This is a genomic window from Paraburkholderia kururiensis (assembly GCF_034424375.1).
In the GTDB taxonomy this organism is placed as follows: Bacteria; Pseudomonadota; Gammaproteobacteria; order Burkholderiales; family Burkholderiaceae; genus Paraburkholderia; species Paraburkholderia kururiensis_A.
In genome coordinates this window covers 6603158-6629020 of sequence record NZ_CP139965.1, presented here as the reverse complement: position 1 = coordinate 6629020, position 25863 = coordinate 6603158, and the positions used below count along the sequence as shown (strand labels likewise).

The following is a 25863-nucleotide window of genomic DNA, read 5'->3' as shown; positions in this document are numbered from 1 at the left end:
TCACACCGCCGAAAGGCCGCCCGAAAAGCCGGCCCCGCAACTCACGCCGCCTGAATCGTCGTCTCCCGGCTGAGCAGCGCGCAGGCCGCGTCGCCCGCCATCGGCCTGCCGAACAGATAGCCTTGCATCTTGCGGCACCCCAGCTCGTGCAGAATGCCCACCTGCTCCTCGTCTTCGGCGCCTTCCACCACGCAGTCCAGATCGAGGTTGCGGCACAGGTCCACGATGGACTTCACCACGCTTTGCCCCGTCGCGTTGTGCACGATGTCGCTCACGAAGCTGCGGTCGATCTTGATCTTGTCGAGCGGCAGCCGCTGCACGTAGGTGAGGCTCGAGAAGCCCGTGCCGAAGTCGTCGAGCGCAATGCGCACGCCTAGTTCCTTGAGCAGCCGCAGCGATTCGCTCGCCACGTCGAAGTCGCTCACCAGCGCCGTTTCGGTAATCTCCATCTCGATGCGGTGAGGCGGCACGCCGCTCGCGAGCACGATGTCGGCGATGCGTTGCGTCGCTTCCGGCGAACCGATGTCGCGCGCGGACAGGTTGAACGACACCCAGGTGTCGTCGGGCCAGCGCCGCGCTTCGGCCAACGCCTTCTTCAGCAGCACTTCGCTCACCTGCAGGATGCGGTTCGAGCGCTCCGCGCACGCAATGAATTCGGCGGGCGGCACCTGGCCGAGCCGTTCGTGGGTCCAGCGCGCCAGCGCTTCGAAGCCCAGAATGCGATGGCTCGGCAACTCGACGATAGGCTGGAACGCCACCGAAAGTTCGCGCACGAGGTCGGCGTGCGCGAGCGCCTGTTCGATGAGCCCCATGCGGCGCCGCTCGCTTTCGTGCGCGTGCGAGAAGATGACCGGTTCACCGCGCGCGTTCTGCTTGGCGTAGTAGAGCGCGTGGTCGGCCTGCTCGAAGAGCAGTTCGGGGCGCTCGAGAGGGCCGTCCGGCGACGCCGCAAAGCCCACCGATGCCGTGAGCCGCAGCGTGAGCTCGCCCAGTTCGTACGGTTGTTGAAGCAGCCGGCAGAGGGCGCGGCCACGGGCCATCAATTCGTCTGTAGAGAGATTTTCGCGCAGCAGCATGCCGAATTCGTCGCCGCCGAGCCGCGCGAAGAACACCGGGTTCGTGCTGATGTCCAGCAAGCGGCGGCCCACTTCGGCGAGCACGCGGTCGCCGGTGCTGTGACCGTAGGCGTCGTTGACCAGCTTGAAGTCGTCCAGATCGATGAGCCCGATCACGATGGAGCGCGTGCCCCGCGCGCGGGCTGCGTGATGGCCGCTCGCATGCGCCGCCATGCTGTCGACGTGTGCAAGAAACGCCCGCCGGTTCGGCAGCCCCGTGAGCGAGTCGAGATTCGCGAGCCGGAAATTCTCGTCGCTCAGGCGCTGCGTTTCGGCCTGGCGCAGCCTGAGCGTCACGGTGGATTCCACGAGCCGCGCGAAGTCGCGGTAGTGCACGAGCAGCACGAAAATCATCGCGACCCACACGAGCAGCAGGTTCGCCGCCATCAGCATGAACACCAGGTTGCCCGTGAGCGAGAAGAACACCGCGAACGGCAGGATCACGATGGCAGCCAGCATGAGCGCGGCGCCGCGCAGGTGCATGAGGCAGAAGATGCAGCCGATCACCGTGATCGCCATGTAGAACGCCACGTGCGCCTGGGCGTAGGCGTCGCCGTACCGGTAGAGGTTGAAGCCCCAGGCGGTGAACAGCACGCCGAGCACGGGCACGAGGCGCAGCGTGAGGCGCAACCGCCTCAGGTGCGTGGCCGTATCCACTTCGATATGGCGAATGCGACGCCACCAGACGAGGCGCACGATGCAAAAGCCGCACAGGGCACCGGGCGTCCAGACCGTCATCCACGCGGGCGCCGAGTGCAGATGCGTGAGTGCGAGCGCCACGCTGTTGGTGACGAGGATGAAATACAGCAGAGGAATCTGCGTGGAAAGCGCAGCGGATTGCGAGCGAATGAGCTCGGGATTCTCCGCCGGTACCGCGAACAGCCTCGCGCATCTTTCGACGGCGCGCCTGCAGCGGAGTGTCCATGCGCGATGAACCGGACGACTTGTCATGATGTCCCGCTGACGTATTCAGAAACGACTTCAATGTAGCAATGTGCGTGCAGTCTCCTTGCGGCTTCGCGCGAGGCGCGGACCTGGAAGCCCGCGTCTCGCGCGAAGCCGCGTGCTGCTACCCCCGTAAACGGCAGCAGGCGCGCCTGGCTTGAGTATTTTTGGGGTTTGCCCGCATGCGCGAACTGCGCGTCTGGACAAATCCTTGCCAATTATTGCCGCACGTCACGCGTTGCCCTGGCACACCGCGCGCTCTAGGGTGTAACCCCAACCTCCGGCCCTCGTGCGGAGGGTGCTGCGGCGGCCATAGCAATTCCTGCTGCGGGAGCCCATCAAAACGGCGACTTTCGACTGCGCGCCATCGCGAATCAGGACATTCCATTAATTTGGCGATGCTTAAATTCATTCAGCACGCAGGCGGTGAGCTTTGCCGGACACGGCAGGCACGGACCCCGGCGGGCGCAGGAGACCTTGCAGGCGACCAGCAAAAGGCGCGGCGAGCGATACCAGGAGCGGCAGCATAAAACACTGCGGTCACTTTCCCTTTGTCCGAGGAGCAGGTTCCATGAACGACGATGAAATCAAACAGGGTGGTTTCAGCCGCCGCGACATGATGCGTGTATTGGCTCTGGGCGGCGTACTGGCCTCGGGCGCGGGAGGGCTGCTCGCGGGGGCAAAGAGCGCCTTCGCCGCGGATGCGCCCAAACGCGGCGGCAAGGTGCGCGCGGCTTACGAGTCGATATCCACATCCGATACGCTCGATCCTGCGAAGGGCTCCTCGGGCTCGGACTACATCCGCTTTTTCATGATCTACAGCGGGCTCACGCAGTTCGACCCGAGCCTCACGCCGCAGCCTGCGCTGGCCGAGTCGCTCGACACGACGGACGCGAAGACCTGGGTCATCAAGCTGCGCAAGGGCGTGACCTTTCACGACGGCAAGCCGCTCACGCCGGCTGACGTGGCGTACTCGCTGCTGCGCCACAAGAACCCGGCCACGGCGTCGAAGGTGAAGTCCGTGGCCGACCAGTTCGCCGACGTGAAGGCCACTGGCCCGAACGAGGTGACCATCACGCTCACGCAGCCGAATGCGGATCTGCCCGTCATCCTGGCCACGCCGCAGCTCGTCGTCATTCGCGACGGCACGACGGATTTCACCACCGCCGTGGGCACGGGCCCCTACAAGCTCAAGACTTTCAAGCCAGGCGTCACCACGGTCGGCGTGCGCAACGACAACTACTGGCGCCCGGGCAAGCCCTACCTCGACGAGGTGGAACTGATCGGCATTTCCGACGACGCGGCGCGCGCGAACGCGCTGCTCTCGGGCGACGTGCAGTTGATCAACGGCGTCGATCCGCGCGCCACGCAACGCATTGCGTCCACGCCGGGCTACGCGATCCAGGAAACGAAGTCGGGCCTCTACACCGACCTCATCATGCGGCGCGACAACCCGCTCACCGGCAACCCGGACTTCGTGGAAGGCATGAAGTATCTGTTCGATCGCGATCAGATCCGCACGGCCGTGTTTCGCGGCTTCGCCGTGGTGGGCAACGACCAGCCGATTCCGCCGGGACACCGCTACTACTTCGCGGGCCTGCCGCAGCGTCCCTACGATCTGGACCGCGCCAAGTTCCACCTGCAAAAGGCAGGCGCCATCGGCGCGGCGATTCCGCCCGTCTTCGCCACCTCGGACGCCAACGGTTCGATCGAAATGGCCGTGCTCATGCAGCAGAGCGCGCAGAAGATCGGCATGAACCTGCAGGTGAACCGCGTGCCCGCGGACGGCTACTGGTCGAACCACTGGATGAAGCATCCGCTCGGCTTCGGCAGCATCAATCCGCGTCCCAGCGCCGACGTGCTCTTCACGCAGTTCTTCAAGTCCGATGCGCCGTGGAACGAGTCCGGATGGAAGAACCCGAAGTTCGATCAGCTGCTGCTCGCCGCGCGTGCCGAAACCGACGAGGCCAAGCGCAAGCAGATGTACGCCGACATGCAGGTGCTGGTGAGCAAGGAAGGCGGCATCGGCATTCCCGCGTTCCTCAGTCTGCTGGATGGCTACGACAAGCGCCTGAGGGGCCTGGGTTCCATCCCGACCGGGGCAATGATGGGCTTTTCGTTTGCCGAGCACGTGTGGTGGGATGCCTGATGCTCGCAGGCACGAGCGCGCGTTGATGCGGCGCGCGCCGTGCTTTCGACGTTGTTGGAGCGCATACGACAGGCCGGCCGCGCGGTGGCACGCGCGGCCGGTGTCGTCGCAACCGCGCGGTTGGGCTGTTGTGGGCTGTTGGGCATCTAGCCGTTCTACCGGGCAGGAACCATGAACCAGACCGTTGCTTCGTTGATCGTGCGGCGCCTCGCGCTGACCGTGCTCATGCTGCTGATCGTGTCGCTCATCATCTTCACGATCACTAACCTGCTGCCCGGCGACGCGGCGCAGCAGGCGATGGGCCAGGCCGCCACCGCCGAAACGGTGGCCGCGCTGCGCCAGCAGTTCGGGCTCGACCAGCCCGCCTGGCTGCGTTATCTCCACTGGCTCGCCGGCATTTCACACGGCAACTTCGGCACGTCGCTTTCGGCGAGCCTGCCCGTTAGCGAACTCATTGCGGGCCGCCTGCCGAAGTCGTTGTCGCTGGCTGCCATCACGACGGTGGTGTCCGTGCCGTTCGCCATCGGGCTCGGCATTCTGGCCGCGGTGAAGCAGGGCACGCTGCTCGATCGCATCGTGAGTCTCGGCACGCTGTCGCTGGTGGCCACGCCCGAATTCCTGATCGCTACGTTCGCGGTGCTGATCTTCGCCGTGAAACTGCGCTGGCTTTCCGCGCTGTCGTATGGCGGCGAGATCGAAACGTTCAACCAGTTCTTGCGCGCCTACGCGATGCCCGTCATCACGCTGTGCTGCGTGATCGTGGCGCAGATGGCGCGCATGACGCGTGCCGCGGTGGTCGAGCAATTGCGCGCGTCGTACGTGGAAATGGCGATTCTCAAAGGGGCGCGGCCCGCGCGCGTCGTGCTGCGCCACGCGTTGCCCAATGCGATCGGGCCCATCGCGAACGCGGTGGCGCTGAGCCTGTCGTATCTGCTGGGCGGCGTGATCATCGTGGAAACCATCTTCAACTATCCGGGGCTCGCGCGGCTCATGGTGGATGCCGTGAGCAATCGCGACATTCCGCTCGTGCAGGCGTGCACGATGCTGTTCTGTCTTGCGTATCTGATACTCGTCACGCTCGCGGACCTCTGCGCGATCGTGTCCAACCCGAGGTTGCGCACATGAACCGCCAGTCTTTCCTGCGCCGTTCGCCGGTCGCGCTGACAAGGAGCGCCAGCATGTCTTCATCTTTTCCGGAGCCCGCATCCGGCGGTGCGAACGGGGCCGGCGGTTCAACAGGTTCGGCGGGTTCCGCACCGCCTGCACGCCGCGCGCGGCGCAAGCTGCGGCTTTCGACGAGCGGACGCATCGGTCTCGTGATGGTGGCGTTCATGCTGTTCGTCGCGGTGGTCGGCCCGTGGCTCGCGCCGCATTCCGAAGGCGCCATTGTGTCGCCGGACGTGTTCGCGGGCTTCAGCGCGAAGCTGCCGCTCGGCTCGGATTACATCGGCCGCGACATGCTGAGCCGCATCATTCACGGCACGCGCCTCACGGTGCTGCTTGCGCTGGCCGCGGCGTCCATGGCGGCCTTCGTCGGCACGAGCCTGGGGCTGCTCGCCGCCGTGGCGGGCAAGGCGGTGGACGAAACGATGAGCCGCGTGCTCGACGCCGTCAGCTCGATTCCCACCAAGATGTTTGCGCTGATGGTGGTGGCCGCGTTCGGTTCGTCGCTGCCGCTTCTGATTCTCACGGCCGCCGTGAGCTACACGCCCGGCGCCTATCGCATTGCGCGGGCGCTGGCCGTGAACATCAGCTCGCTCGAATACGTGCAGGTGGCGCGTGTGCGCGGCGAAAGCGCGATCTACATCTGTTGCTTCGAAATCCTGCCGAACATGATCCACCCCATGCTCGCGGACCTGGGGCTGCGCTTCGTGTTCGTGGTGCTGCTGCTGAGCGGCCTTAGTTTTCTGGGCCTCGGCGTGCAGCCGCCGTACGCGGACCTGGGTTCGCTCGTGCGCGAGAACATTGCGTGCCTGGGCGACGGCGCACCAGTCGTGCTGATGCCGGCCATTGCGATCGCGCTGCTCACGGTGGGCGTGAACCTGCTGATCGACGGCCTGCGCGGCAGCACGGGCAACCGTCTGCGTGCGCGCCGGCCGGTGGGGGGAGCGTGAGATGAACACGAACACCGGCAACCTGGTGGAAGTGCGCGGCCTGCGTGTCGTGGGCTCGGCCGACGGCGGCGCCGAAACACCCATCGTGCGCGACATCGACTTCGACGTGGCGCGCGGCGAAGTGCTCGCGCTGATCGGCGAATCGGGCTCGGGCAAGACGACCATCGCGCTTTCGCTGATGGGCCACGCGCGCAGCGGCTGCCGCATTGCGGGCGGCTCCACTCGCGTGGGCGGCTGCGACGTGCGTTCGCTGTCGCCCGATCAACTGGCCGGGCTGCGCGGCCGCAAGGTCTCGTATATCGCGCAGAGCGCCGCGGCCGCGTTCAACCCGGCACGCACGATTCTCGATCAGGTGATCGAAAGCGCGCTGATTCACGGTACGTTGAGCAAGAGCGCGGCGCGGGCCAAAGCCGTCGAACTCTTTCGCGCACTCGCGTTGCCCGACCCCGAACGCATCGGAAAACGCTATCCGCATCAGGTCTCGGGCGGGCAGTTGCAGCGGCTGCTTGCGGCGATGGCATTGATCACCGACCCCGAACTCGTGATTCTCGACGAGCCCACCACCGCGCTCGACGTCACCACGCAGATCGACGTGCTGATCGCGTTCCGCAAGGTCGTGAAGGAGCTGGGCACGACGGCGGTATACGTGTCGCACGATCTTGCCGTGGTCGCGCAGATGGCCGACCGCATCGTCGTGCTGAGCGACGGCGAGATACGCGAAGTGGGCAGCACGGAACAGATCCTGCACGCGCCCGCGCATCGCTACACGCAGAGCCTGATCGCGGCCATTACGCCGACACCGCGCGGCGTGCGCGAGGGTGCCGCTGGCGGGGCTGCACCGGTGTCAGGCGTTGCTTCCAGCGCCGCGCAGCAACGGCCGCTGCTCGAAGTGCGGCGCCTCGTGGCCGGCTACGGACGCGTCGACGCCAAAGGGCTGCCCGCTACGCGCATTCTCGACGACGTCGATCTCGTGATTCATCGCGGCAAGACGGTAGGCGTGATCGGCGAATCGGGCTCGGGAAAGACGACACTCGCGAAAGTTATTGCCGGGCTCGTGCCGGTGGGAGGTGGGCAACTGTTGCTGGACGGCGAGCCCATGCCGGCACGCATGGAGCAGCGCACGAAGGAGCAGTTCCGGCGCATTCAGATCGTGTTCCAGAATGCCGACACGGCGCTGAATCCGTCTCACACCATCGGCCAGATTCTGGCGCGGCCGCTGGCGTTCTATCACGGCATGAAGGGCGAGCGCGCGCGGGACCGCGTGGCCGAGCTGCTCGAACTCGTGCGCCTGCCCGCCGCGCTTGCGACGCGGCGGCCCGCCGAACTCTCGGGCGGGCAGAAGCAGCGCGTGAATCTGGCGCGTGCGCTCGCGGCCGAACCCGACCTGATTCTTTGCGACGAGGTGACGTCCGCACTCGATACGGTGGTGGGCGCGGCCATTCTCGACCTGCTCGCGGACCTGCAGCGCAAACTCGGCATCTCGTATCTCTTCATCACGCACGACATCGGCAAGATGCGTTCGATCAGCGACGACATCGTCGTGCTCTACGCGGGGCATCGCGTGGAAGCGGGCGACCGCACGGCGCTGTGCGAGCCGCCGTTCCATCCGTACGCGGACCTGCTCATCTCGTCCGCGCCGGAGTTGCGCGCGGGCTGGCTCGATGAAGCGTCGGCGCGTTGTCACGGCGAGCTGCCGCCGATTGGCACCGTCGCACAAGACGTGGAGCTCTGCACGTTCGTCGGGCGGTGCCCCATGCGTGTGGACGGACTGTGCAATACGACCGCTCCGTCGCGGCGGCAGCTTTCGAACGGGGCCGTCGTGCTGTGCCACCGTTCGGAAGACGACCTGATGCGCCTGCAACACGGCGCGGCGCTGGGCGAAGGCACGATCGTGTGACGCGACGCGGGCACGGCGAAGCAGCCGATAGTCCGCCAGGCCCGTTATTTCGTTGTATTAAGGAAAACGCATGGCAACAAGAATCGGAGTGGACATTGGCGGATCGTTCGCGGACTTCGCCGTGCTGGACGACGAGACCGGCGAGCTGAAGACGCTGAAGGTGTTTTCGCGGCCCGAGAGCCCAGGCACCGAGGTGCTGCGCGGCATGGAAGGGCTGGCCGAGCGCTACGGTGTCGATCCTCGCGAGGTGGTGTACTTCACGCACGGCACCACCGTGGGCGTGAACGCCGTGGTACAGCGCAAAGGCCTGCGGCTCGGGCTCATCACGACGCGCCACTTCGAAGACGTGCTCGATATCGCACGCCTCAAGGGACCGGACATGTACGACCTGCTCTCGAAGCGTCCGGCCCCGCTCGTGCCGCGCGAGCGCGTGTTCGGCGTGACCGGGCGGCTCACGGCAGACGGCACGGTGGAAACGCCTGTTGACGAAGCAAGCGTGCTCGCGGCCGTGGAAGGACTGCGGCGCGCGGGCTGCGAAGGCGTCGTGATCTCGCTGCTGCATTCGTATCGCAACCCGGCGCACGAGCAGGAGGTGAAGGCTATCGTGGAGCGCGAGATGCCCGGCTTCTTCGTGTCGTGTTCCAGCGACGTGTGGCCCATCATCCGCGAATACGAGCGCACGTCCACGGCCGTGATTGGCGGCTACGTACAGCCGAAGGTCTCGCACTATCTTTCTTCGCTGCAACGCGCGCTGCGGGAAACCGGTATCGGCGCGGACATGAAGGTGACCAAGTCGAACGGCGGCGTGATGAGCGCCGAGGCCGGCAAGAGCAATTGCGTGCAGATGATTCTCTCGGGCACGGCCTCGGGCGTGATCGGCGCGGCATACGTGGCGCAGTTGTGCGGGCTGCGTCACTGCATGAGTCTCGATATCGGCGGGACCACGGCGGACGTCGCGCTGATCGTGGACGGCGAGCCGCAATACGCGACGGGCGAGTACATCGGCGACTTCCAGATTCATATTCCTTCGGTGTCCGTCTCGTCGATTGGAGACGGCGGCGGCTCTATTGCCTGGGTGGACGAATTCGGTGTGCTCAAGGTGGGCCCCGAAAGCGCGGGCTCGAATCCGGGGCCCGTCTGCTACGGCAGGGGCGGCACACGTGCAACGATTACGGACGCCTTTGCCGTGATGGGCGTGATCGGCAACGCGAGCCTCGGCTACAACGCCGTGAAAGTGGATCGCGATGCGGCCTGCCGTGCGGTCGAGGCACTCGCGGCGAAGCTGGGCAGCGACCCGTATCGCACGGCGGAAGCTATCGTCGAGGTCGCCGTGTCTGGCATGTATGCGGGCGTGAGCCGCATCGTGTCGCGCTTCGGCATCGACCCGCGCATGTTCTCGCTGCTGCCGTTCGGCGGCGCGGGGCCCATGCTGGCCTGCCACTTCGCGCGCGCGCTCGGCATGGAGCAGGTCGTGGTGCCCACTACGCCGGGCGTATTGAGCGCACTGGGCGGCCTGATTGCGGACACGAAGAACGACTTCGTGAAGACGACGTACTACGATCTCGACGCCGCCTCGCTGCGTCAGTTGCGTGACGACGCGCAGGCGCTGAGCCGCGCGGCGCACGCGTGGCTGGCAGGTCAAGCGCAGGGGCAGGAGGGCGAGGCACGTCTCGCCGTTTCCGCGGACATGCGCTACAAGGGCCAATCGTTCGAGATCGACACGCCGCTCGAATTGCGCTGGCTCGAAGAAGAGAACATCACGGCGCTGAGCGAGGCGTTCCACCGCGAACACGCGCGGCTCTATGGCCATAGCGATCTGGACGCGCGCATCCAGGTGGTGGCGCTGCGGCTCGTGATTTCGTCGGCCACACCGAAGCCTGCGCTGCGGCACATCGATGCCGCTACGTCGCCAGCCCAGCCAGACACCACCGTGAAGGTCTGGATGGACGGCGCCTGGCGCGACGCCGCGCTCTTTCAGCGCGCGAAGCTGCTGGCGGGACACCGCATCGAAGGCCCGGCCGTCATCGCTCAGGACGACTGCACGACCTGCGTGCTGCCCGGTTTCTCGGGCGAGGTGGATGCCTACGGGAACCTGATCCTGCTGCAGCGTCTGCAAGGAAGCCGCTGAGCCACTGAGCCATTGATACGGAGCCTCGCAAATGCAATTCGACAAGGCAGTGCTGCAGATTTTCGCGAACTACTGTGTGGCCGCGGCGGAGAGCATGGCCTACACGCTCGTGCGCACCGCGCATTCCACGTTCGTGAAGGAAACGGAAGACTTCTCGTGCGCCATCATGACGCCGGAGGGCCACACCTTCGCGTCGCCCAAAACGCTTGGCGCCACGTGGTACGTCGGGCTCGACTACGGTCCCGTGATCGGCATGATCGACCACTACGAGCCCGGCGACATCGGCATGACGAACGACACGTATAGCGGTTTCGTCGCCACGCATACGCCCGACATCGTGCTGTGGAAGCCGGTGTTCTACGAGGGCGAGATTGTCTGCTTCGTGGGCGGGCACATTCACAACACCGACATGGGCGGCGCCGTGCCCGCGTCGCTTTCGCGCACGCTTACCGAGATCGAGCAGGAAGGCATCCGCTTTCCGCCCACCAAGATCGTGCGCGCGGGCGTGCTGGACGAAGACCTGCTGCGCATCATGGCGGCCAACGTGCGCGTGCCGGACCAGAACGTGGGCGATCTGCACGCGCAGCTTGCGTCGTTGCATACGGGCGAGCGACGGGTGCTGGAAATCATCGAGCGCTTCGGCGTCGAGTCCTTCAGGGCCGGCATGTACGCGTTGCTCGATTACGCCGAGGAGCAGGCACAGACCCTCATTCGCGACATTCCGGACGGCGACTATTTCTTCGCCGAGTACGCGGACGAAGACTCCGTGCGCGGCAAGCCCATGCGCGTGGCGCTCACGCTGCGCATTCGCGGCGGGGCGATCGAATTCGACTACACGGGCAGCGACCCGCAATTGCAGTCGTCGCTCAACATGCCCACGGGCGGACGCGAACGGCATGCGCTCGCGCTGGTCGGCTTTGTTTACGTGCTCTACACGCTCAATCCTTCCATTCTCCTCAACAGCGGCCTCTTGCGCGTGGCGCGCTGCATTCTGCCGCCGGGCACCGTGGTGAATGCACAGCGGCCCGCGGCGGTCGGCATGCGCAGTCTCACGAGCAAGCTGCTGCACCTGCTCACGTTTGGTGCATTTGCACAGGCCATTCCCGACCGGATGCCCGCGTGCCCCGCAGGCGGCCTCTCGATTCTCAGCGTGAAGACGCTGGACCGCGACGGGCGCACGGTGATGGCATCGATCGGGCCGATTGGCGGCGGCGCGGGCGGCATGTCGCTGGACGACGGCGAAGACGGGTCCGGCGCCAACAACGCGTTCCTGCGCAACACGCCCGTTGAAATCAACGAGGCCGAGGTGCCGATCCGCATTACGCGCTATGGCGTGGCGCCCGGCTCGGGCGGTGCGGGGCAGTTCCGCGGCGGTCAGGGGCTCGTCATGGAGTTCAAGGTGTTCGCCCCCAACACGCTGGTGACCGCCCGCAATCGCGACCGCACGCACTTCGCGTCGTGGGGCCTGCGCGGCGGCAGCGCAGGCGCGAATGCGCGCTTCACGAAGAACCCCGGCACGCCGCACGAAGAGCAACTGGGCAACAACGATCTGGTGGTCTGCAATCCGGGCGACGTGATCCGGCTGGTGGGCGCAGGCGCGGGCGGTTATGGCCGGCCCGAGGCGCGCGAGATCGAGCGTGTGCGCGACGACGTGCTGCGCGGCTACGTTACGGAACAGCAGGCACGTGAGGTGTATGCCGTCGCCATTGCAGACGGCGAGGTCGACGAGGCGCAAACGCGGATGCTGCGCGAAGAAGCGCGTCGGCGGCTCGCGGGCACGCAGCCCCCGGCCTTCGATTTCGGCCCTTACCGCACGGCATTCGAAGCGAAGTGGACGCGCGAACGTTATGCGGCGCTCACGCGCATTCTCGCGGGCGTGCCGGTGCAATGGCGCTACTTCGTGAAACACCGCATATTCGAGGCGCTCGACGAACGCATCGCGGCCAACGACCCCAGCGTGACCCGCGCCGACCTGATCGATTCGATCTACGCCGAGCTGGCTGCTTCGCTGCCGGAGCTGCGCAAGGCCGGCTGAACGAGCGCGCTGCGCAGCGGGTCCGGCGCTTGCTACTTCGCTCCGTATCCGTATTAGCCGACGCTCTGGAGCTTGCCATGGCCACCACCGGACACGACACGACGCCGGACCCGCAGCATCCGAAACCGCCGCGCCACAGCGACAACGAGAAGAGCAAACTGCCGCCGTCGCGCGACGCGGCAGACAATTCGAGCCCCGCCGACAAGCCCGGCAAAGCGCCGGGCGAAGGCGAGCCGCCTGTCGGCTGAAGCGGCGGGGCGCGGCGCGTGTCCCCACCCGCGCGCCGCCATCGCTTACGTTTTCCCCACGCGGCCCCGCGGCCGCCCGCGCGCGCCCGAAAGGATTGCAAGCCGCCTATGTAGAACTACGTAGATTGCCTACGTGGTTCCACGCTTGTGATGCGTGGTGAGTTTGGGGATACTCGTCCCGCAAAAGAGTTCGACCATCCGGCCCGCGGCGCCCATCGTCGCGGCCAGTCGAACGAGAACAAGGACGGAGACCTCGGCAATCCTGGCAGCCTCGCATCGCGCTTTGCGTGCGCCCCCCTTCCTGCCAGCATTTCTCGCAGTCCCGGTTCGTGCGACATGCGCTGCCTGCGCGGCGCATGGCGTCCCCTTTCGACCAGAACCATGGAGAAGAGACCCATGACTGAAATGCCTCGTACGGACGAGGGACGATCCGGCCGCAGCTGGCGCTGGATTCTCCTGCTGCTTCCCTATGCCGCGCTGTTGTGGCTGCCGTTCTACAACGACAGCCGGCCTTCCTTCGCGGGCTTCCCGTTCTTCTACTGGTATCAGCTGCTGTGGGTGCCGCTGACTTCGCTGCTGCTATACGCCGTCTATCGGGGCACCAAATGAACGATCTGAATCCCGTGAACCCGGTAGCGATGACCGTCTTCATCGCCTTCTTCGCGCTCGTGACCATCGTGGGTTTTCTGGCTGCGCGCTGGAAACGCGGCGACCTCACGCAGCTGCACGAGTGGGGCCTGGGCGGCCGCCAGTTCGGCACCGTCATTTCGTGGTTTCTCGTGGGCGGCGACTTCTACACCGCCTATACGGTGATCGCCGTGCCGGCGCTCGTGTATGCGGTGGGTGCGTATGGCTTCTTCGCGTTGCCGTACACCATCATCGTCTACCCGTTCGTGTTCGCCGTCATGCCGAAGCTGTGGAAGGTGGCGCACGCCAAAGGCCACATCACCGCGGCGGACTACGTGCATGGCGAGCTGGGCGGCAAATGGCTGCCCGCAGCGGTTGCCATCACCGGCATTGTCGCGACGATGCCGTACATCGCGCTGCAACTGGTGGGCATGCAGGTCGTGATCAAGGGGCTGGGCGTGTCGGGCGAACTGCCGTTGATCGTCGCGTTCCTGATTCTCGCGTTCTACACGTACACGAGCGGCCTGCGTGCGCCGGCCATGATCGCGTTCGTGAAAGACATCATGATCTACATCGTCGTGATCGCAGCCGTCTGCCTGATTCCCGTGAAGCTGGGCGGCTACAGCCACGTGTTCGACGCGGCCGACACCTACTTCAAGGCGAAGGGCGGCGCAACGGGCATTCTGCTCAAGCCGTCGCAGTTCACGGCGTATGCGTCGCTGGCGCTCGGCTCCGCACTCGCGGCGTTCATGTATCCGCACACGATGACGGGCGTGCTTTCGTCGGCGTCCGCGGACACGGTGAAGAAGAACGCCATCTTCCTGCCGGCGTACACGCTGCTGCTCGGGCTGATCGCGCTGCTCGGCTACATGGCGATTGCGGCCGGCATTCACGTGAAGTCGGCGAGCGACGTGGTGCCGGCGCTCTTCGGCACGCTGTTCCCGTCGTGGTTCGTCGGCTTCGCCGCGGCCGCCATCGCGATCAGCGCGCTCGTGCCCGCGGCCATCATGTCGATTGGTGCGTCGAACCTGTTCACGCGTAACCTGTGGCGTCCGCTGGTGTCGCCCTCGATGTCGCCCGCGGCTGAAGCATCGACTGCGAAGATCGTCTCGCTCGTCGTGAAGTTCGGCGCACTGATCTTCATCGTGGCATTGCCCACACAATTCGCCATCGACCTGCAACTGCTGGGCGGCGTGTGGATTCTGCAGATCTTCCCGTCGGTGGTGTTCACGCTCTACACGCGCCGGTTCAGTTCCACGGGCCTGCTGTGCGGCTGGCTGGTGGGCGTGGTGATCGGCACCGGGCTCGCCGCTTCGCAAGGGCTCAAGCCGGTGTTCGCCTTGCACGTGGGTGGTGCGGTGTATCCGCTCTACATCGGGCTCATCGCGCTGGCCGCGAACATCGTGGTCACGTTCGTGGTGTCGCTCGCGACCCCGGCGCGGCAGCGCGAAGGCGAGCGGCAAGTGGCGGCTTAAGCTTCGCGATCTTCTGGAATCGCGGCTTGTTTCATGGAAGGCAGATGCGCTGGGGTGGCGCATCTGCCTTTTTTATGGCGATGCCGAAGCGCGATAGGTACTGAGTCACGCCACCACTTGTCCCAACCTCACCACCGTCACTCCCGGCCTCAACTGCCGCAGCGACGGCATGACGAGTACGCAGTTATCGTACGGCGTGACCACAGGTTCGCCATCGTTCCACGCGATGACGGTGCCCGCCTTCTCGAAGGTTTCGAGCCCTGTGTAAGGGCCTGCGAAGCGAAAATCCATGCTCTTCGCGACAACGGGCTCGGTCACGCGGATCACGCGCACGGCGTCGGGCTTCGGCGCGAACCAGCCGGCGGGCAAGTCGGATTCGTCGAGCACGCCCGTGAGCGCGAGAAAACGCGCGGTGCAATCTTTCGCGACCGTGACGGCCGAGGGCTCCCAGTGTTGTCCGCATTCCACGAGCAGCGCATTGCGCGCGCTGCGCGGGTCGCCGAAGTCGGCGTAGTCGCGCATGCGCCGGCCTTCGGGGTGGCCTTCGTCGCTGATCACGGTGGCAGGCGCGCCGAGTTGGCGAGCGAGCGCAATGCCTTTGTCGAGGGGCCCGGAAAGCGCGAGCGGGGCGCTTTTTTCATGCATGGAGTGCAGGTCGAGCAGCATGTCCACGGTGTCGATCACGGGCTGCATGGCACGGGCGCGCCGCAACTCCGTGGAGTCCACGGACCGGTCGTTCAGCTTCGCGGCGCTCCACACGCGGTTGAAGTCCTGATCGACGAAGCGCGACGCGTCCGGCTTGCGGCGGTCGAACGTGAGGTACGCATCCACGTTGGCGAAGGCCAGCGTCAGCCGGCCCTTGCGCGGGCGCACGCCGGCATCGAGCAGCGCTTTTACCGCGATCGCACCGCACACTTCGTTGCCGTGCGTGAGCGCGTTGATCATGACGTGCGGGCCCGCCATGCCGCTGTCGAACGTGTAGACGTAGGGCACGCCGGCGTTGCCCGCGGCGTAGGGCGCGAGGTCGGGGAATTCGACATCGACGGGATAGGCGTCGGCGGCGTTCATGTGGGTCTCGTCGGCGTGGGTGGTCATGAGAAAGCCTGCATTCATCATGCGTTGATCGATTCGAGCCTGGGTTGGAAGCTCGTTTTGCGGCTCAGTTCAACCCGCCCTGGCACAGATACTTGATGTGCTGATAGTCGTCGAGCCCATAGCGCGAACCCTCGCGGCCATAGCCCGACTCCTTTACGCCGCCGAACGGCGCGGCCTCGCTCGCGAGCGCGCCTTCGTTGATGCCGATCACGCCGCTTTCCAGCTTCGCCGCCACGCGCCAGATGCGCCGCACGTCGCGCGAATAGAAGTAGGCGGCGAGCCCGAAGGGTGTGTCGTTGGCGTCGCGAACAACGTCGGTGTCGCTCTCGAAACGGAAGAGCGGCACGACCGGGCCGAATGTTTCTTCGCGGAACAGCGCCATCTCGCGGTTGGCCTCGCCGAGCACGGTGGGCGCGTAATAGTGCGGACCGTCGAGCCCTTCGCCTTGCAGACGCCTGCCGCCTGTGAGCACCGTGGCGCCATGCGCCACCGCGTCCTGCACGTGCCGTTCGATCTTGGCGACGGCGCGCGCGTTGATCATGGGGCCGATCTGCGAGTCGTCTCGCGTGGCGGGCCCCACACGCAGTGCCGCCACGCGCGCCACCAGTTTGCGTGCGAACGCATCGTAGACGCCGGCATGCACGTACACGCGATTCGGGCACACGCAGGTTTGCCCGCCGTTGCGGAATTTGGCGGCCATGAGGCCGTCCACGGCGGCGTCCACGTCGGCGTCGTCGAACACGATGAACGGCGCGTTGCCGCCCAGTTCCAGCGAAAGCTTTTTGAGCGTATCCGCGGATTCGCGCGCGAGGTGCTTGCCCACGGGCGTGGAGCCCGTGAACGTGATCTTGCGTACGCGGACATCCGCGAGCCAGCTGGAGACGGTGGCCGGCGTGTGGTCGCGCGACGCCGTCACGACGTTGAGCACGCCGGGCGGCAAGCCCGCTTCTTCGGCGAGACGCGCGAGGGCGAGCGCCGTGAGCGGCGTGTCTTCGGCCGGCTTGGCGACCACCGTGCAGCCGGCCGCGAGCGCCGGCGCGATCTTGCGCGCGATCATCGCGAGCGGGAAGTTCCACGGCGTGATGGCCGCCACCACGCCCACCGGTTCCTTCACGGCCATCATGCGTTTGCCGGGCATCAGGGCCGGGATCATGTCGCCGTAGCTGCGCACGGCTTCTTCGGCAAACCACTCCACGTACGAGGCGCCGTAGGCCACTTCGCCGCGCGCTTCGGCAAGCGGCTTGCCCTGTTCGCGCGACATGAGGCGAGCAAGGTCTTCGGTGTTGGCCACGATGGCGGCGTGCCAGCGCTTCAGGAGCTGGGCGCGCTCGCGGGCGGTGCGTTCGCGCCAGCTTTCGAAGGCGGCATGGGCGGCATCGGCTGCGGCCTGGGCATCTTCCGGGCCGCTGTCGGGCACGCTCGTGAAGGACTTGCCGGTGGCCGGATCGCTGACGGGGTAGCGTGCGCTGGAGGCTGCGTCGCGCCATTGCCCGGCGATGAAGTTGCCGGTGCGCGCGAGTTCGGAGCGGTCGAGGGTAAGGGGCATGGCGGCACTCGAAAGACGTAGTAAGGAAGCCGAAATAAATGGTATGGACCGCACGTCGGGCGCAGAAACGGCGCTGCCATGCAGCGCGACGCGATCAGTCGGTCAGCGGAAACAGGGTTTCGATCGGGTAATGGTTCTTCACGAAGGGCGACTTGATCACCACATAGCTGAAGTACTTCTCGATGCCGATGTTGCGTTCCAGCAGGTTCTCCATCACGGTCTGGTAGTGCACCACGCTGCGCGTGACGAACTTGAGCAGATAGTCGTAGCCGCCGCTCACCAGGTGGCATTCGGCGATTTCGTCCACGGTGCGGATGCTCGCCTCGAACTTCGCGAAGTCTTCGCGGCGATGGTCCTGCAGCGTGACTTCCGTGAAGACGAGCTGCACGTCGCCCAGCTTGTTGAGCTGCAGATGAGCGCCATAGCCCGCGATGTAGCCGGCCTTTTCGAGCCGCTTCACGCGAATCAGACACGGGCTGGGCGAGAGGCCCACCGCGTCTGCGAGGTCGACATTCGTAATGCGGCCTTTCTTCTGCAGTTGCGACAGAATGCGAAGGTCGATACGGTCCAGCTTCATCGAATTGCTTGCTTGAGTTGACACGGCGCGCGTTGACCTCGGGTACCTGGAACGGGGCTATCGTAGCACGGCGCAGAAGCGGAAAATTACGCGGCTAACCCTTATCCAGCAAGCCTTCCAGCGGCCCGGCGCAGGTTTCGCAACGGGCCTTCCATGCAGTTGTGCGCCATCCTCACGCCACGGCGGCGCGCACTTCGGGCAGCGCCAGCACGTCGTCGAGCGTGGTCTTCAGGCGTACGAACATCGTGTCGAATTCCTCTGCCGTATAGCAGAGCGCGGGTGCGAAGCCGAGGATGTTGTCGGCGAACGCGCGGAAGATCAGACCATTGCGCCACGCCGACGCCGCAATCTTCTCGCTGAGGTTGAGCGCCGGGTCGAAGCGGCGGCGCGTCGCCTTGTCCGCGACGAGTTCGAGCGCGCCGAGCAGGCCGCGGCTGCGCGCGTCGCCCACCAGCGGATGGTCGAGCAGCGCCTGCAGGCCGGCTTCGAAACGCGGCGCCTGGGCCATGCCGTTCGCGAGCAGCCCGCCTTCGTGATAGAGGCGCAGCACCTCGAGTCCGATGGCGGCGCTCACGGGGTGCGCGGAGTAGGTCTGACCGTGGCCGACCACGGCCGAGGTACCGGCGCCGTCCGCGATGCCGGAGTAGACGCGCTCGGACATCAGCAGCGCGCCCATCGGCGCGTAGCCTGCGGTGAGGCCCTTCGCGACCGTCATCAAATCGGGCTCCACGCCTTCCGCCTCGCAGGCGAAGAGCGGGCCGGTGCGGCCGAAGCCGGTGATGACCTCGTCGGCCACGAACAGGATGTCGAGTTCGCGGCACGCTTCTCGCATGGCCTTGAGCCAGCCCTTCGGCGGCACGATCACGCCGCCCGAGCCCTGCACCGGCTCGCAGAAGAAGGCGGCGACGCGTTCCGGTCCGCCCAGCGCTTCCACCTTGGCCCGCAGCGCGACCACGGACGCCGCGATCAGCGCGTCGGCATCGTGGCCGTACTCGCTGCGATACGGATACGGCGAGGCAATGTAGTGCTGGTTCGGCAGCGGCAAATCGAAGTGCTGATGAAACGCGGGCAGCGCCGTGAGCCCCGCACCCACGGACGACGAGCCGTGATACCCGCGCTCGAGCGAAATGAACTGCTTCTTCTGCGGGCGCCCCGTCGCGTTGTAGTAGTGCGTGATGTAGCGGATGGCCGCGTCCACGGCGTCGGACCCGCCCAGCGTGAAGTAGACGCGCGTGAGCGAAGCGGGCGCAAGTTGAACGAGCTGCTCGGCGAGGCTTATGGCCGGCTCGCAGCCGAAATGAAAGTAGCCGGTCGCGTAGGGCAGGCGGCTCATCTGTTCCGTGGCCACACGCACGATGCTTTCGCGGCCGTAGCCCGTATTCACGCACCAGAGTCCGGAAAAGGCGTCGAGCAGTTCGTTGCCTTCGATGTCGCGCAGCCACGCGCCGCGTCCCGATTCGAGAATGGTGACGCCGCGCGCTTCATGCGCACGCAGGCTGACGACAGGATGGATGAGGTGTTGGCGGTCGGATTCGATCAGTGCGGAAGTCGACATGGCGTGAGCGTTCAATCGTTCGGTGGCGTAGCGCAATGTGCAGAAAGCGCGTGCAGAAGGCGCGTGCGGAAGACGCATGCTGCGTTCGGCACGTACCGCTTGCAGACGATCTTAGCGGGACACAATCGACGATGACGTTGAGAATCGCCGTGGCCAACAGGCGGGAAATGGCTTTTTTTCGGGCCTCGCAGCATTTTGTGCTGCGGGCCGTTTCCACGGGCAAGGCGCTCAGTAGCCGCGCGTGCGATCGACGAGCCCGATAAGCGGCAAGCCGTCACGATGCCGACGCAGGTTATCGAGCACGACATCCACGGCGCTGTCGGGCTGCGTCATGCTGGCCACGTGCGGCGTGAGCATCACGCGCGGGTGGCGCCAGAGCGGATGGCCCGGCGTGAGCGGCTCGGGCTCGGCCACGTCGAGCACGGCGGCGTCGAGTTGGCCCGAGTCGAGTGCATCGAGCAGATCGTCCTGCTGCAGATGCCCGCCGCGTCCCACGTTGACGAGCGCGGCGCCGCGCGGCAACTGCGCGAACAACTCGCGGCACAAGATGTGGCGCGTGGCCGGGGTGAGCGGCAACAGGCACACGAGGATGTCGGTGCGCGCCAGAAACGCGGGCAGCGAAGCGGTGCCCGCGAAGCATTCCACGCCGCCGATTTCATGCGCCGATCGGCTCCAGCCCGCGCAGCGAAAACCGAAGCCCGCCAGTTTGGCGAGTACGGCTTGCCCGAGCACGCCGAGACCCAGCACACCCACGCGGCGTTCGTTCGCCGTACGCGTGCGCAGCGGCTGCCAGCGTTGTTCGCGCTGCTGCGCGGCATACGTGAGCCAGTCGCGATGCAGCGCGAGCACGGCAAGCGTCGCGTACTCCACCATGCCGGCCACGATGCCCGGCTCGATCATGCGGACCACCGGCACGTGCGAAGGAATGGCGGACAGGTCGAACTGATCGATGCCCGCGCCCACCGAAAACACGAGCTCGAGATTCGGAAACGCGGTGGCGAGGTGGGCGGGCGGCTCCCACGTCGCGAGGTAACGCACGTCGCGTGCGTGCGCGGCGTCGCTGCCTTCGGGCCAGATATGGAATGGAATGTGGGGCGCCTTTTCGGCGAATAGCCGCGCCCATTGCGCCCCGCGTACGGGGTCCGCCTTGTAGAGGAACGTCATGGTGGCGCTTATTCCTGCACGGCGCTGCGCGTGTGTCTCATGTCAGCCCAGCGCCTGGTTGGTGACGGCGTACACGCGCGCCTCGCCGTCGAGCTGGGGCGGCGTGCCGCGTGCCATGGTGACGACGGAGTCCACGAACGCGAGGCCCAGGTCGTCGAGCCATGACGAGAGGCCCGTGTCGCCGCCCACGTCGATGCGCACGAAGCGCCCGCTTTGCGAGCCGACGCAATGGCTGATCAGCGCCTGTGCGCCTTCGCGATGCGGCGCGACGAGCGGGCCGATCACATGGCCGCGTCCGAAGCGGCGCATCAACGCAAAGCCGACGGGCTCGCCCTCGCGATCCAGCACGACGCCGTCGGCCACGGAAAGCAGGGCGCCGATGAGCGGCGTGCGGTCGTAGCCCGCCGCGCGTGCCAGCAGCGCCGCGAGCCGTGCCGGGTCGCGCGAGCCGAGCGGACGGATGCGCTCGCCCGGCGCAAGCTGCACCGCGGGCGGATGAACACCCGCCATGCCCTGGTGCTGATGAATGCTGCCGATGGCGGCGAAGCCGAACTTCTCGTAGAGCGGCAGGCCCGCAGGCGTCGCATTGAGGAACGTGGTGCGGGTGCCGAGCGCTTCCATGGTGCGCGCCATCAATTCGCGGCCAATGCCGCGCCCCTGCTGATCGGGCGACACGATCACCATGCCGAGCGACGCATGCGCCTCGCCATATTTCCAGTGCAGCGCGGTGCCGAGCAGACCGGTGTCGTCTTCGGCGGCAATGCCGGTGCCCAGATTCAGCGCGAATTCCCAGTCTTCGCGCCGATGCGGCCATTTCACTGCGAGCGACAGGTCGTGAGCGGCGGGCAGGTCGGCCGCCGTCATCGGGCGAAACCGCACTTTGGCTCCAGCGATCGGTTCGGTCACTTTCCACTCCTTTTTATTGCGCCTGGCTACTGTTGCACCGAACCGGCGCGCGTGGCTAGGACGATCTTATTGCGGCGGCGCACGGTACGGCCCGCACCGGCCGGCTTCTGCTCTGCCGCACGGTGCGCTGCATGAGCGGCGCACAACGCGCGGTTTCTCCGGTCGCGCCCGCGTATCACGGCAGCAAATGCTGCGGCATCGCCCGTACCATGAGCCGCATTGCATGCTTCGTTGTCCCTTCTTCTTTTCGCCGATCCGCGCTCGCGCAACGACATAGACGGCAATGCGCCTCGCGGAACGGCCCACTGGAACGACCTCATGGAAAGCTTCGATCCCGCTCTCGTTTCCGTGCGCAGCGCGCACTTCATCGGCGGCCGCTATGTGAGCGGTCCCGTCGCGATGGACGTGGCGCGCCCCTCGGACGGCGCCGTCTACGCGGACCTGCCCATCGCCGGCGCCGACGAAGTGGACCGCGCCGTGGAGAACGCCTGGCAGGCCTTCCGCACGAGCGACTGGGCCCGTCGCGCGCCGCGCGAACGCGCGCGCGTCATGCGGCGCTGGGCCGAACTGATCGAAGCTGACGTCGATACGCTCGCGCGTATCGAATCGGTGGGCTCCACGCGCCCCATTCGCGATGCCGCGGCGTGGGACGTGCCGTTCACGGCCGAGTGCATCCGCTTCTACTCGGAGTTCGCGGACAAGATCGGCGGCGAGGTGGCGGCCACGCGGCCGGACCATCTCGGCATGATCGTGGCGGAGCCGTATGGCGTGATCGGCGCCATTGCACCGTGGAATTTTCCGCTCGTGATGGCGTCGTGGAAGGTCGCGCCCGCGCTGGCCGCGGGCAACGCCGTGGTGCTGAAGCCCTCCGAACTCACGCCGTTTTCCGCGCTGCGGCTTGCCGAACTGGCCGTCGAAGCCGGCATGCCGCCGGGCATCTTCAACGTGATCCAGGGCGACGGACGCACGACGGGCGATGCGCTCGTGCGGCATCCGCGCATTGCGAAGGTCACGTTCACGGGCTCCAGTCAGACGGGCGCCGCCATCATGGCCGCGTGTGCGCAGAGCGGCACGAAACCCGTCACGCTCGAATTGGGCGGCAAGAGCCCGCAGGTCGTGTTCGCCGACGCGCCGGACCTCGATCTCGTGGCGCGTCGCGTGGCCGGCGCGATCGCCGGCAACGCAGGGCAGGTGTGCGTGGCCGGCTCGCGGCTGATCGTCGAAAAACGCGTGGTGTCGCGTCTCGTGGACGGCATCGCCTCCGCATTCGCCGCGCTCAAGCCGGGGCACACCTGGGCGCCGGGCACCACGTTGCCACCCATCATTTCGTCGGTGCAGGCGCAGCGCATCGAAGGCATCGTGAAGCGTGCCGTGGAGCAGGGCGCGCAGATCGCCGTGGGCGGCGGCCGCCTTCCCGTGGCGGGCGCAGGCGCGTTCTATGCGCCGACCATCCTGACCGGCGTGAGCGCGAGCAACGAGGCCGTGCGCGAAGAAGTCTTCGGCCCCGTGCTCACGGTTCAGACCTTCGAGAGCGAGGCCGAAGCGCTGGCGCTCGCGAGCCACGAAAAGTACGGCCTTGCCGCGGGCGTTCATACCGCGGACATCGGCCGCGCACTGCGCGCGATGCGCGCCATCGAGGCCGGCACGGTCTGGATCAACCGCTACGGCCGCACGGCCGACTTCGTGATTCCCACCGGCGGCTACAAGCAGTCGGGTCTCGGCAAGGACCTGGGACGCCAGGCGTTCGAGGCGAACCTGCGCTTCAAGAGCGTGCTGATCGACCTGAACCAGGGCGCCTGAGTTTCCTTGCGCCGCCTCGCGAAACCGTAGGAGGAAAGGCAGCGGCACGCGCAGCACGATCTGCTGCCAGCCGCTGTTCTTGCGATGCTTTCGAACGGCCGCGCCGGTTTCCGGCGCGGCCGTTTTGTTTCGACGCCTCTCTCGCGAGTTGTCCTGCCGCTTTCCGGCACGAGTCCGTGAAAACCCTCACGGAGCCCGTCCCAGCGGGCGCTGGCCCCCGCATCGCGGCCCTCGTTCGTGTGCCGGGACGCCGTGCGCGGTCGGCCTGAAGCCGCTTTCCGGGAGGCACAGGACAGCGCCGCATAGTCTGCTGTAGAGCCGCCAAAAAACGGCCGATTGTGTGTTCACGCAAGGCCAATACACGACAACCCGTATTTTTTGCGGTGATGTAATTCATTCCAGCAAGAACGACTGTCGCCCTCACCGGCACGCCACCGACCTCCTTGACTACCACAGGACCCGCCATGACCCGCTTCCGACCGAAATACATCACGTTCGACTGCTACGGTACGCTGACCCGCTTCCGCATGGGCGACATGGCGCGCGAGATCTTTGCCGGCCGCGTGGCGCCGGAACAGATGGAGCAGTTCGTGCGCGACTTCGCCGCGTATCGTCTGGATGAAGTGCTGGGCGCGTGGAAGCCGTATCAGGAAGTGGTGAAGAACGCGGTGCGTCGCACGCTCAAGCGCTGGAACCTCGCTTACGACGACGCCGAGGCGCAGCGCTTCTACGACGCGGTGCCGACGTGGGGCCCGCATGCCGACGTGCCGGAAGGGCTCGCGAAAGTGGCGAAGGAATTCCCGCTCGTGATTCTCTCGAACGCGTCGAACGACCAGATTCACAGCAACGTCGAAAAACTGGGCGCGCCGTTTCATCGCGTGTTCACGGCGCAGCAGGCGCAGGCCTACAAGCCGCGTCTGCAGGCGTTCGAATACATGCTGGACAACCTGGGCTGCGGCCCGGAAGACATCCTGCACGTGTCGTCCAGCCTGCGCTACGACCTCATGTCGGCGAACGATCTGGGCGTGAAGAACAAGGTGTTCGTCGCGCGCGGCCACGAGCCTTCCACGCCGTACTACAACTATCACGAGATCAAGGACATCGGCGGCCTGCCCGGCGTGGTGGGTCTGTAACGGGCCGCGGGTTCATGAACGACTGCCCGCTCTGCGCGAGCGAAGGACTGCGATGAAGTTCGAATCGTACTGGCTCGATACCCGTCCGGCGTTCCGGCACGGCGACCCGGGGCCTGTGGAAGGCACGGCCGAGGTGGTCGTGATCGGCGGCGGGTTCACGGGTTTGTCGGCGGCGCTCGCGCTCGCGAAGAAAGGCGTGCCCGTGACGGTGCTGGAAGCGGGCAGCGTGGCGAGCGAGGCGTCGGGGCGCAACGGCGGGCAGTGCAATACGGGCCTCGCGCACGACTACGCGACGCTGGCCGAACGCATTGGCCGCGAGCAGGCGCTGCGCTTCTATCGCGCCTATGAGAGTGCGGTGCAGTCGGTGCGCACGATCGTGACCGAAGAACAGATCGATTGCGACTTCGTGGGCGGCGGCAAGATCAAGCTCGCCGCGAAGCCGCAGCATTTCGCGAAGCTCGCGAAGACCTACGAAACGCTGGTGCGCGACGTTGATCGGGAGATCGAACTGATTGCGCCGGAACGCATCCGCGACGAAGTGGGTTCGAACCGCTTCTTCGGCGGACTCGTGCAGCGCAACGGCGCCCAGATGCATATGGGCAAGTTCGGCGTGGGGCTGGCCGAAGCGGCGGTGAAGCGCGGCGCGCGCATTTTCGAGGACTCGCCTGTTACGGCGTTGAAGCCTCTCGGCGGCGAGCGCTACGACGTGGTGACGCCGCGCGGCACGATTCGCGCCGCACGCGTGCTCGTGGCAACGGGCGCATCGCGCGTGGGACCGCTTCAGTGGTTCCGGCGACGCATCGCGCCGGTGGGCAGCTTCATCGTGGTGACGGAGCCGCTCGGCAAGGAACGGCTGGACGCGCTGCTGCCTACGCGGCGCGCGTACGTGACGACGCTCAATATCGGCAACTACTTTCGCGCCACGGCGGACAACCGCCTGCTGTTCGGCGGCCGCGCGCGCTTCGCGATGTCGAACCCGCGTTCGGACGAAAAGAGCGGCCGCATTCTGCGCGCGAGCCTCGCGCACTACTTTCCGCAACTCGCCGACGTGCGCCTTGACTATTGCTGGGGCGGTCTTGTCGATATGACGGCGGACCGTCTGCCGCGCGCGGGTCAGCACGAAGGCCTTTTCTACTCGATGGGCTATAGCGGCCACGGCGTACAGATGTCGGTGCACATGGGCCGCGTGATGGCCGACGTGATGTTCGGCGCAGCCTCGCGCAACCCGTGGGGCGAACTCGCATGGCCGGCCATTCCGGGCCACTTCGGTCACGCATGGTTTCTGCCGTTCGTGGGCGCGTGGTACCGCTTTCAGGACATGATTCACTAGCCGCGTGGCATCGCGAACGCAAGG

19 protein-coding genes are annotated in these 25863 nt (G+C 66.3%); 12 read left to right on the top strand and 7 right to left on the bottom strand.

The window, feature by feature from the left end:
• Positions 1-41: 41 nt before the first annotated feature.
• Positions 42-2066, bottom strand: coding sequence for a putative bifunctional diguanylate cyclase/phosphodiesterase (locus tag U0042_RS29535; protein WP_114811254.1), 2025 nt, complete (start codon positions 2064-2066; stop codon positions 42-44).
• Positions 2067-2631: 565 nt separating this feature from the next.
• Here U0042_RS29535 and U0042_RS29530 point away from each other — a divergent pair.
• The 9 genes from U0042_RS29530 to mctP all read left to right on the top strand — a co-directional run bounded on the left by U0042_RS29530 (position 2632) and on the right by mctP (position 14733).
• A complete protein-coding gene (locus U0042_RS29530) occupies positions 2632-4209 on the top strand; it encodes an ABC transporter substrate-binding protein (RefSeq protein WP_114811255.1) in 1578 nt (525 codons plus the stop codon).
• 171 nt (positions 4210-4380) lie between these two features.
• Positions 4381-5334 (top strand): ABC transporter permease, encoded by a 954-nt coding sequence (locus tag U0042_RS29525; RefSeq protein ID WP_114811256.1) that lies wholly within the window; start codon positions 4381-4383, stop codon positions 5332-5334.
• 53 nt (positions 5335-5387) lie between these two features.
• Positions 5388-6323, top strand: a complete 936-nt coding sequence (locus U0042_RS29520) for an ABC transporter permease (RefSeq protein ID WP_114811257.1) — start codon at positions 5388-5390, stop codon at positions 6321-6323.
• 1 nt (position 6324) lies between these two features.
• The gene (locus tag U0042_RS29515) at positions 6325-8220 is read left to right on the top strand and encodes an ABC transporter ATP-binding protein (RefSeq protein WP_114811258.1); all 1896 of its coding nucleotides are present in this window, start codon (positions 6325-6327) and stop codon (positions 8218-8220) included.
• 70 nt (positions 8221-8290) lie between these two features.
• The gene (locus tag U0042_RS29510) at positions 8291-10348 is read left to right on the top strand and encodes a hydantoinase/oxoprolinase family protein (protein ID WP_114811259.1); all 2058 of its coding nucleotides are present in this window, start codon (positions 8291-8293) and stop codon (positions 10346-10348) included.
• Positions 10349-10379: 31 nt separating this feature from the next.
• Positions 10380-12383: a hydantoinase B/oxoprolinase family protein gene (locus tag U0042_RS29505; protein ID WP_114811260.1), complete on the top strand. Its 2004-nt coding sequence runs from the start codon at positions 10380-10382 to the stop codon at positions 12381-12383.
• Positions 12384-12460: 77 nt separating this feature from the next.
• A complete protein-coding gene (locus tag U0042_RS29500) occupies positions 12461-12631 on the top strand; it encodes a hypothetical protein (RefSeq protein WP_198665318.1) in 171 nt (56 codons plus the stop codon).
• 396 nt (positions 12632-13027) lie between these two features.
• Complete coding sequence (locus tag U0042_RS29495) at positions 13028-13240, top strand: DUF3311 domain-containing protein (protein WP_017777364.1); 213 nt, start codon at positions 13028-13030, stop codon at positions 13238-13240.
• Positions 13237-14733, top strand: coding sequence for a monocarboxylate uptake permease MctP (gene mctP, locus U0042_RS29490; RefSeq protein ID WP_114811261.1), 1497 nt, complete (start codon positions 13237-13239; stop codon positions 14731-14733). The genes U0042_RS29495 and mctP overlap by 4 nt, the downstream gene beginning before the upstream one ends.
• A 105-nt stretch (positions 14734-14838) precedes the next feature.
• On the opposite strand, the gene U0042_RS29485 is transcribed toward mctP, so the two are convergent.
• From U0042_RS29485 to U0042_RS29460, 6 genes are all read right to left on the bottom strand, one after another.
• Complete coding sequence (locus tag U0042_RS29485; RefSeq protein ID WP_232833393.1) at positions 14839-15828, bottom strand: M14 family metallopeptidase; 990 nt, start codon at positions 15826-15828, stop codon at positions 14839-14841.
• 64 nt (positions 15829-15892) lie between these two features.
• Complete coding sequence (locus tag U0042_RS29480) at positions 15893-17374, bottom strand: NAD-dependent succinate-semialdehyde dehydrogenase (RefSeq protein ID WP_114811262.1); 1482 nt, start codon at positions 17372-17374, stop codon at positions 15893-15895.
• Positions 17375-17468: 94 nt separating this feature from the next.
• Positions 17469-17951 (bottom strand): Lrp/AsnC family transcriptional regulator, encoded by a 483-nt coding sequence (locus U0042_RS29475; protein ID WP_017777368.1) that lies wholly within the window; start codon positions 17949-17951, stop codon positions 17469-17471.
• A 172-nt stretch (positions 17952-18123) separates the two neighbouring features.
• Complete coding sequence (locus tag U0042_RS29470; protein WP_114811263.1) at positions 18124-19506, bottom strand: aspartate aminotransferase family protein; 1383 nt, start codon at positions 19504-19506, stop codon at positions 18124-18126.
• 228 nt (positions 19507-19734) lie between these two features.
• On the bottom strand, positions 19735-20670 hold the full coding sequence (locus U0042_RS29465) for a 2-hydroxyacid dehydrogenase (protein WP_114811264.1): 936 nt from the start codon (positions 20668-20670) through the stop codon (positions 19735-19737).
• Positions 20671-20712: 42 nt separating this feature from the next.
• Positions 20713-21534, bottom strand: coding sequence for a GNAT family N-acetyltransferase (locus tag U0042_RS29460; RefSeq protein WP_114811265.1), 822 nt, complete (start codon positions 21532-21534; stop codon positions 20713-20715).
• 360 nt (positions 21535-21894) lie between these two features.
• On the opposite strand from U0042_RS29460, the gene U0042_RS29455 reads away from it, so the two are divergent.
• From U0042_RS29455 to U0042_RS29445, 3 genes are all read left to right on the top strand, one after another.
• The gene (locus U0042_RS29455) at positions 21895-23376 is read left to right on the top strand and encodes an aldehyde dehydrogenase family protein (protein ID WP_114811408.1); all 1482 of its coding nucleotides are present in this window, start codon (positions 21895-21897) and stop codon (positions 23374-23376) included.
• Positions 23377-23840: 464 nt separating this feature from the next.
• On the top strand, positions 23841-24509 hold the full coding sequence (locus U0042_RS29450) for a haloacid dehalogenase type II (protein ID WP_114811266.1): 669 nt from the start codon (positions 23841-23843) through the stop codon (positions 24507-24509).
• A 52-nt stretch (positions 24510-24561) separates the two neighbouring features.
• Positions 24562-25839 carry an NAD(P)/FAD-dependent oxidoreductase gene (locus tag U0042_RS29445; protein WP_114811267.1) on the top strand — a complete coding sequence of 426 codons (1278 nt, stop codon included), beginning with the start codon at positions 24562-24564 and terminating at the stop codon, positions 25837-25839.
• The last annotated feature ends 24 nt before the right edge of the window (positions 25840-25863 follow it).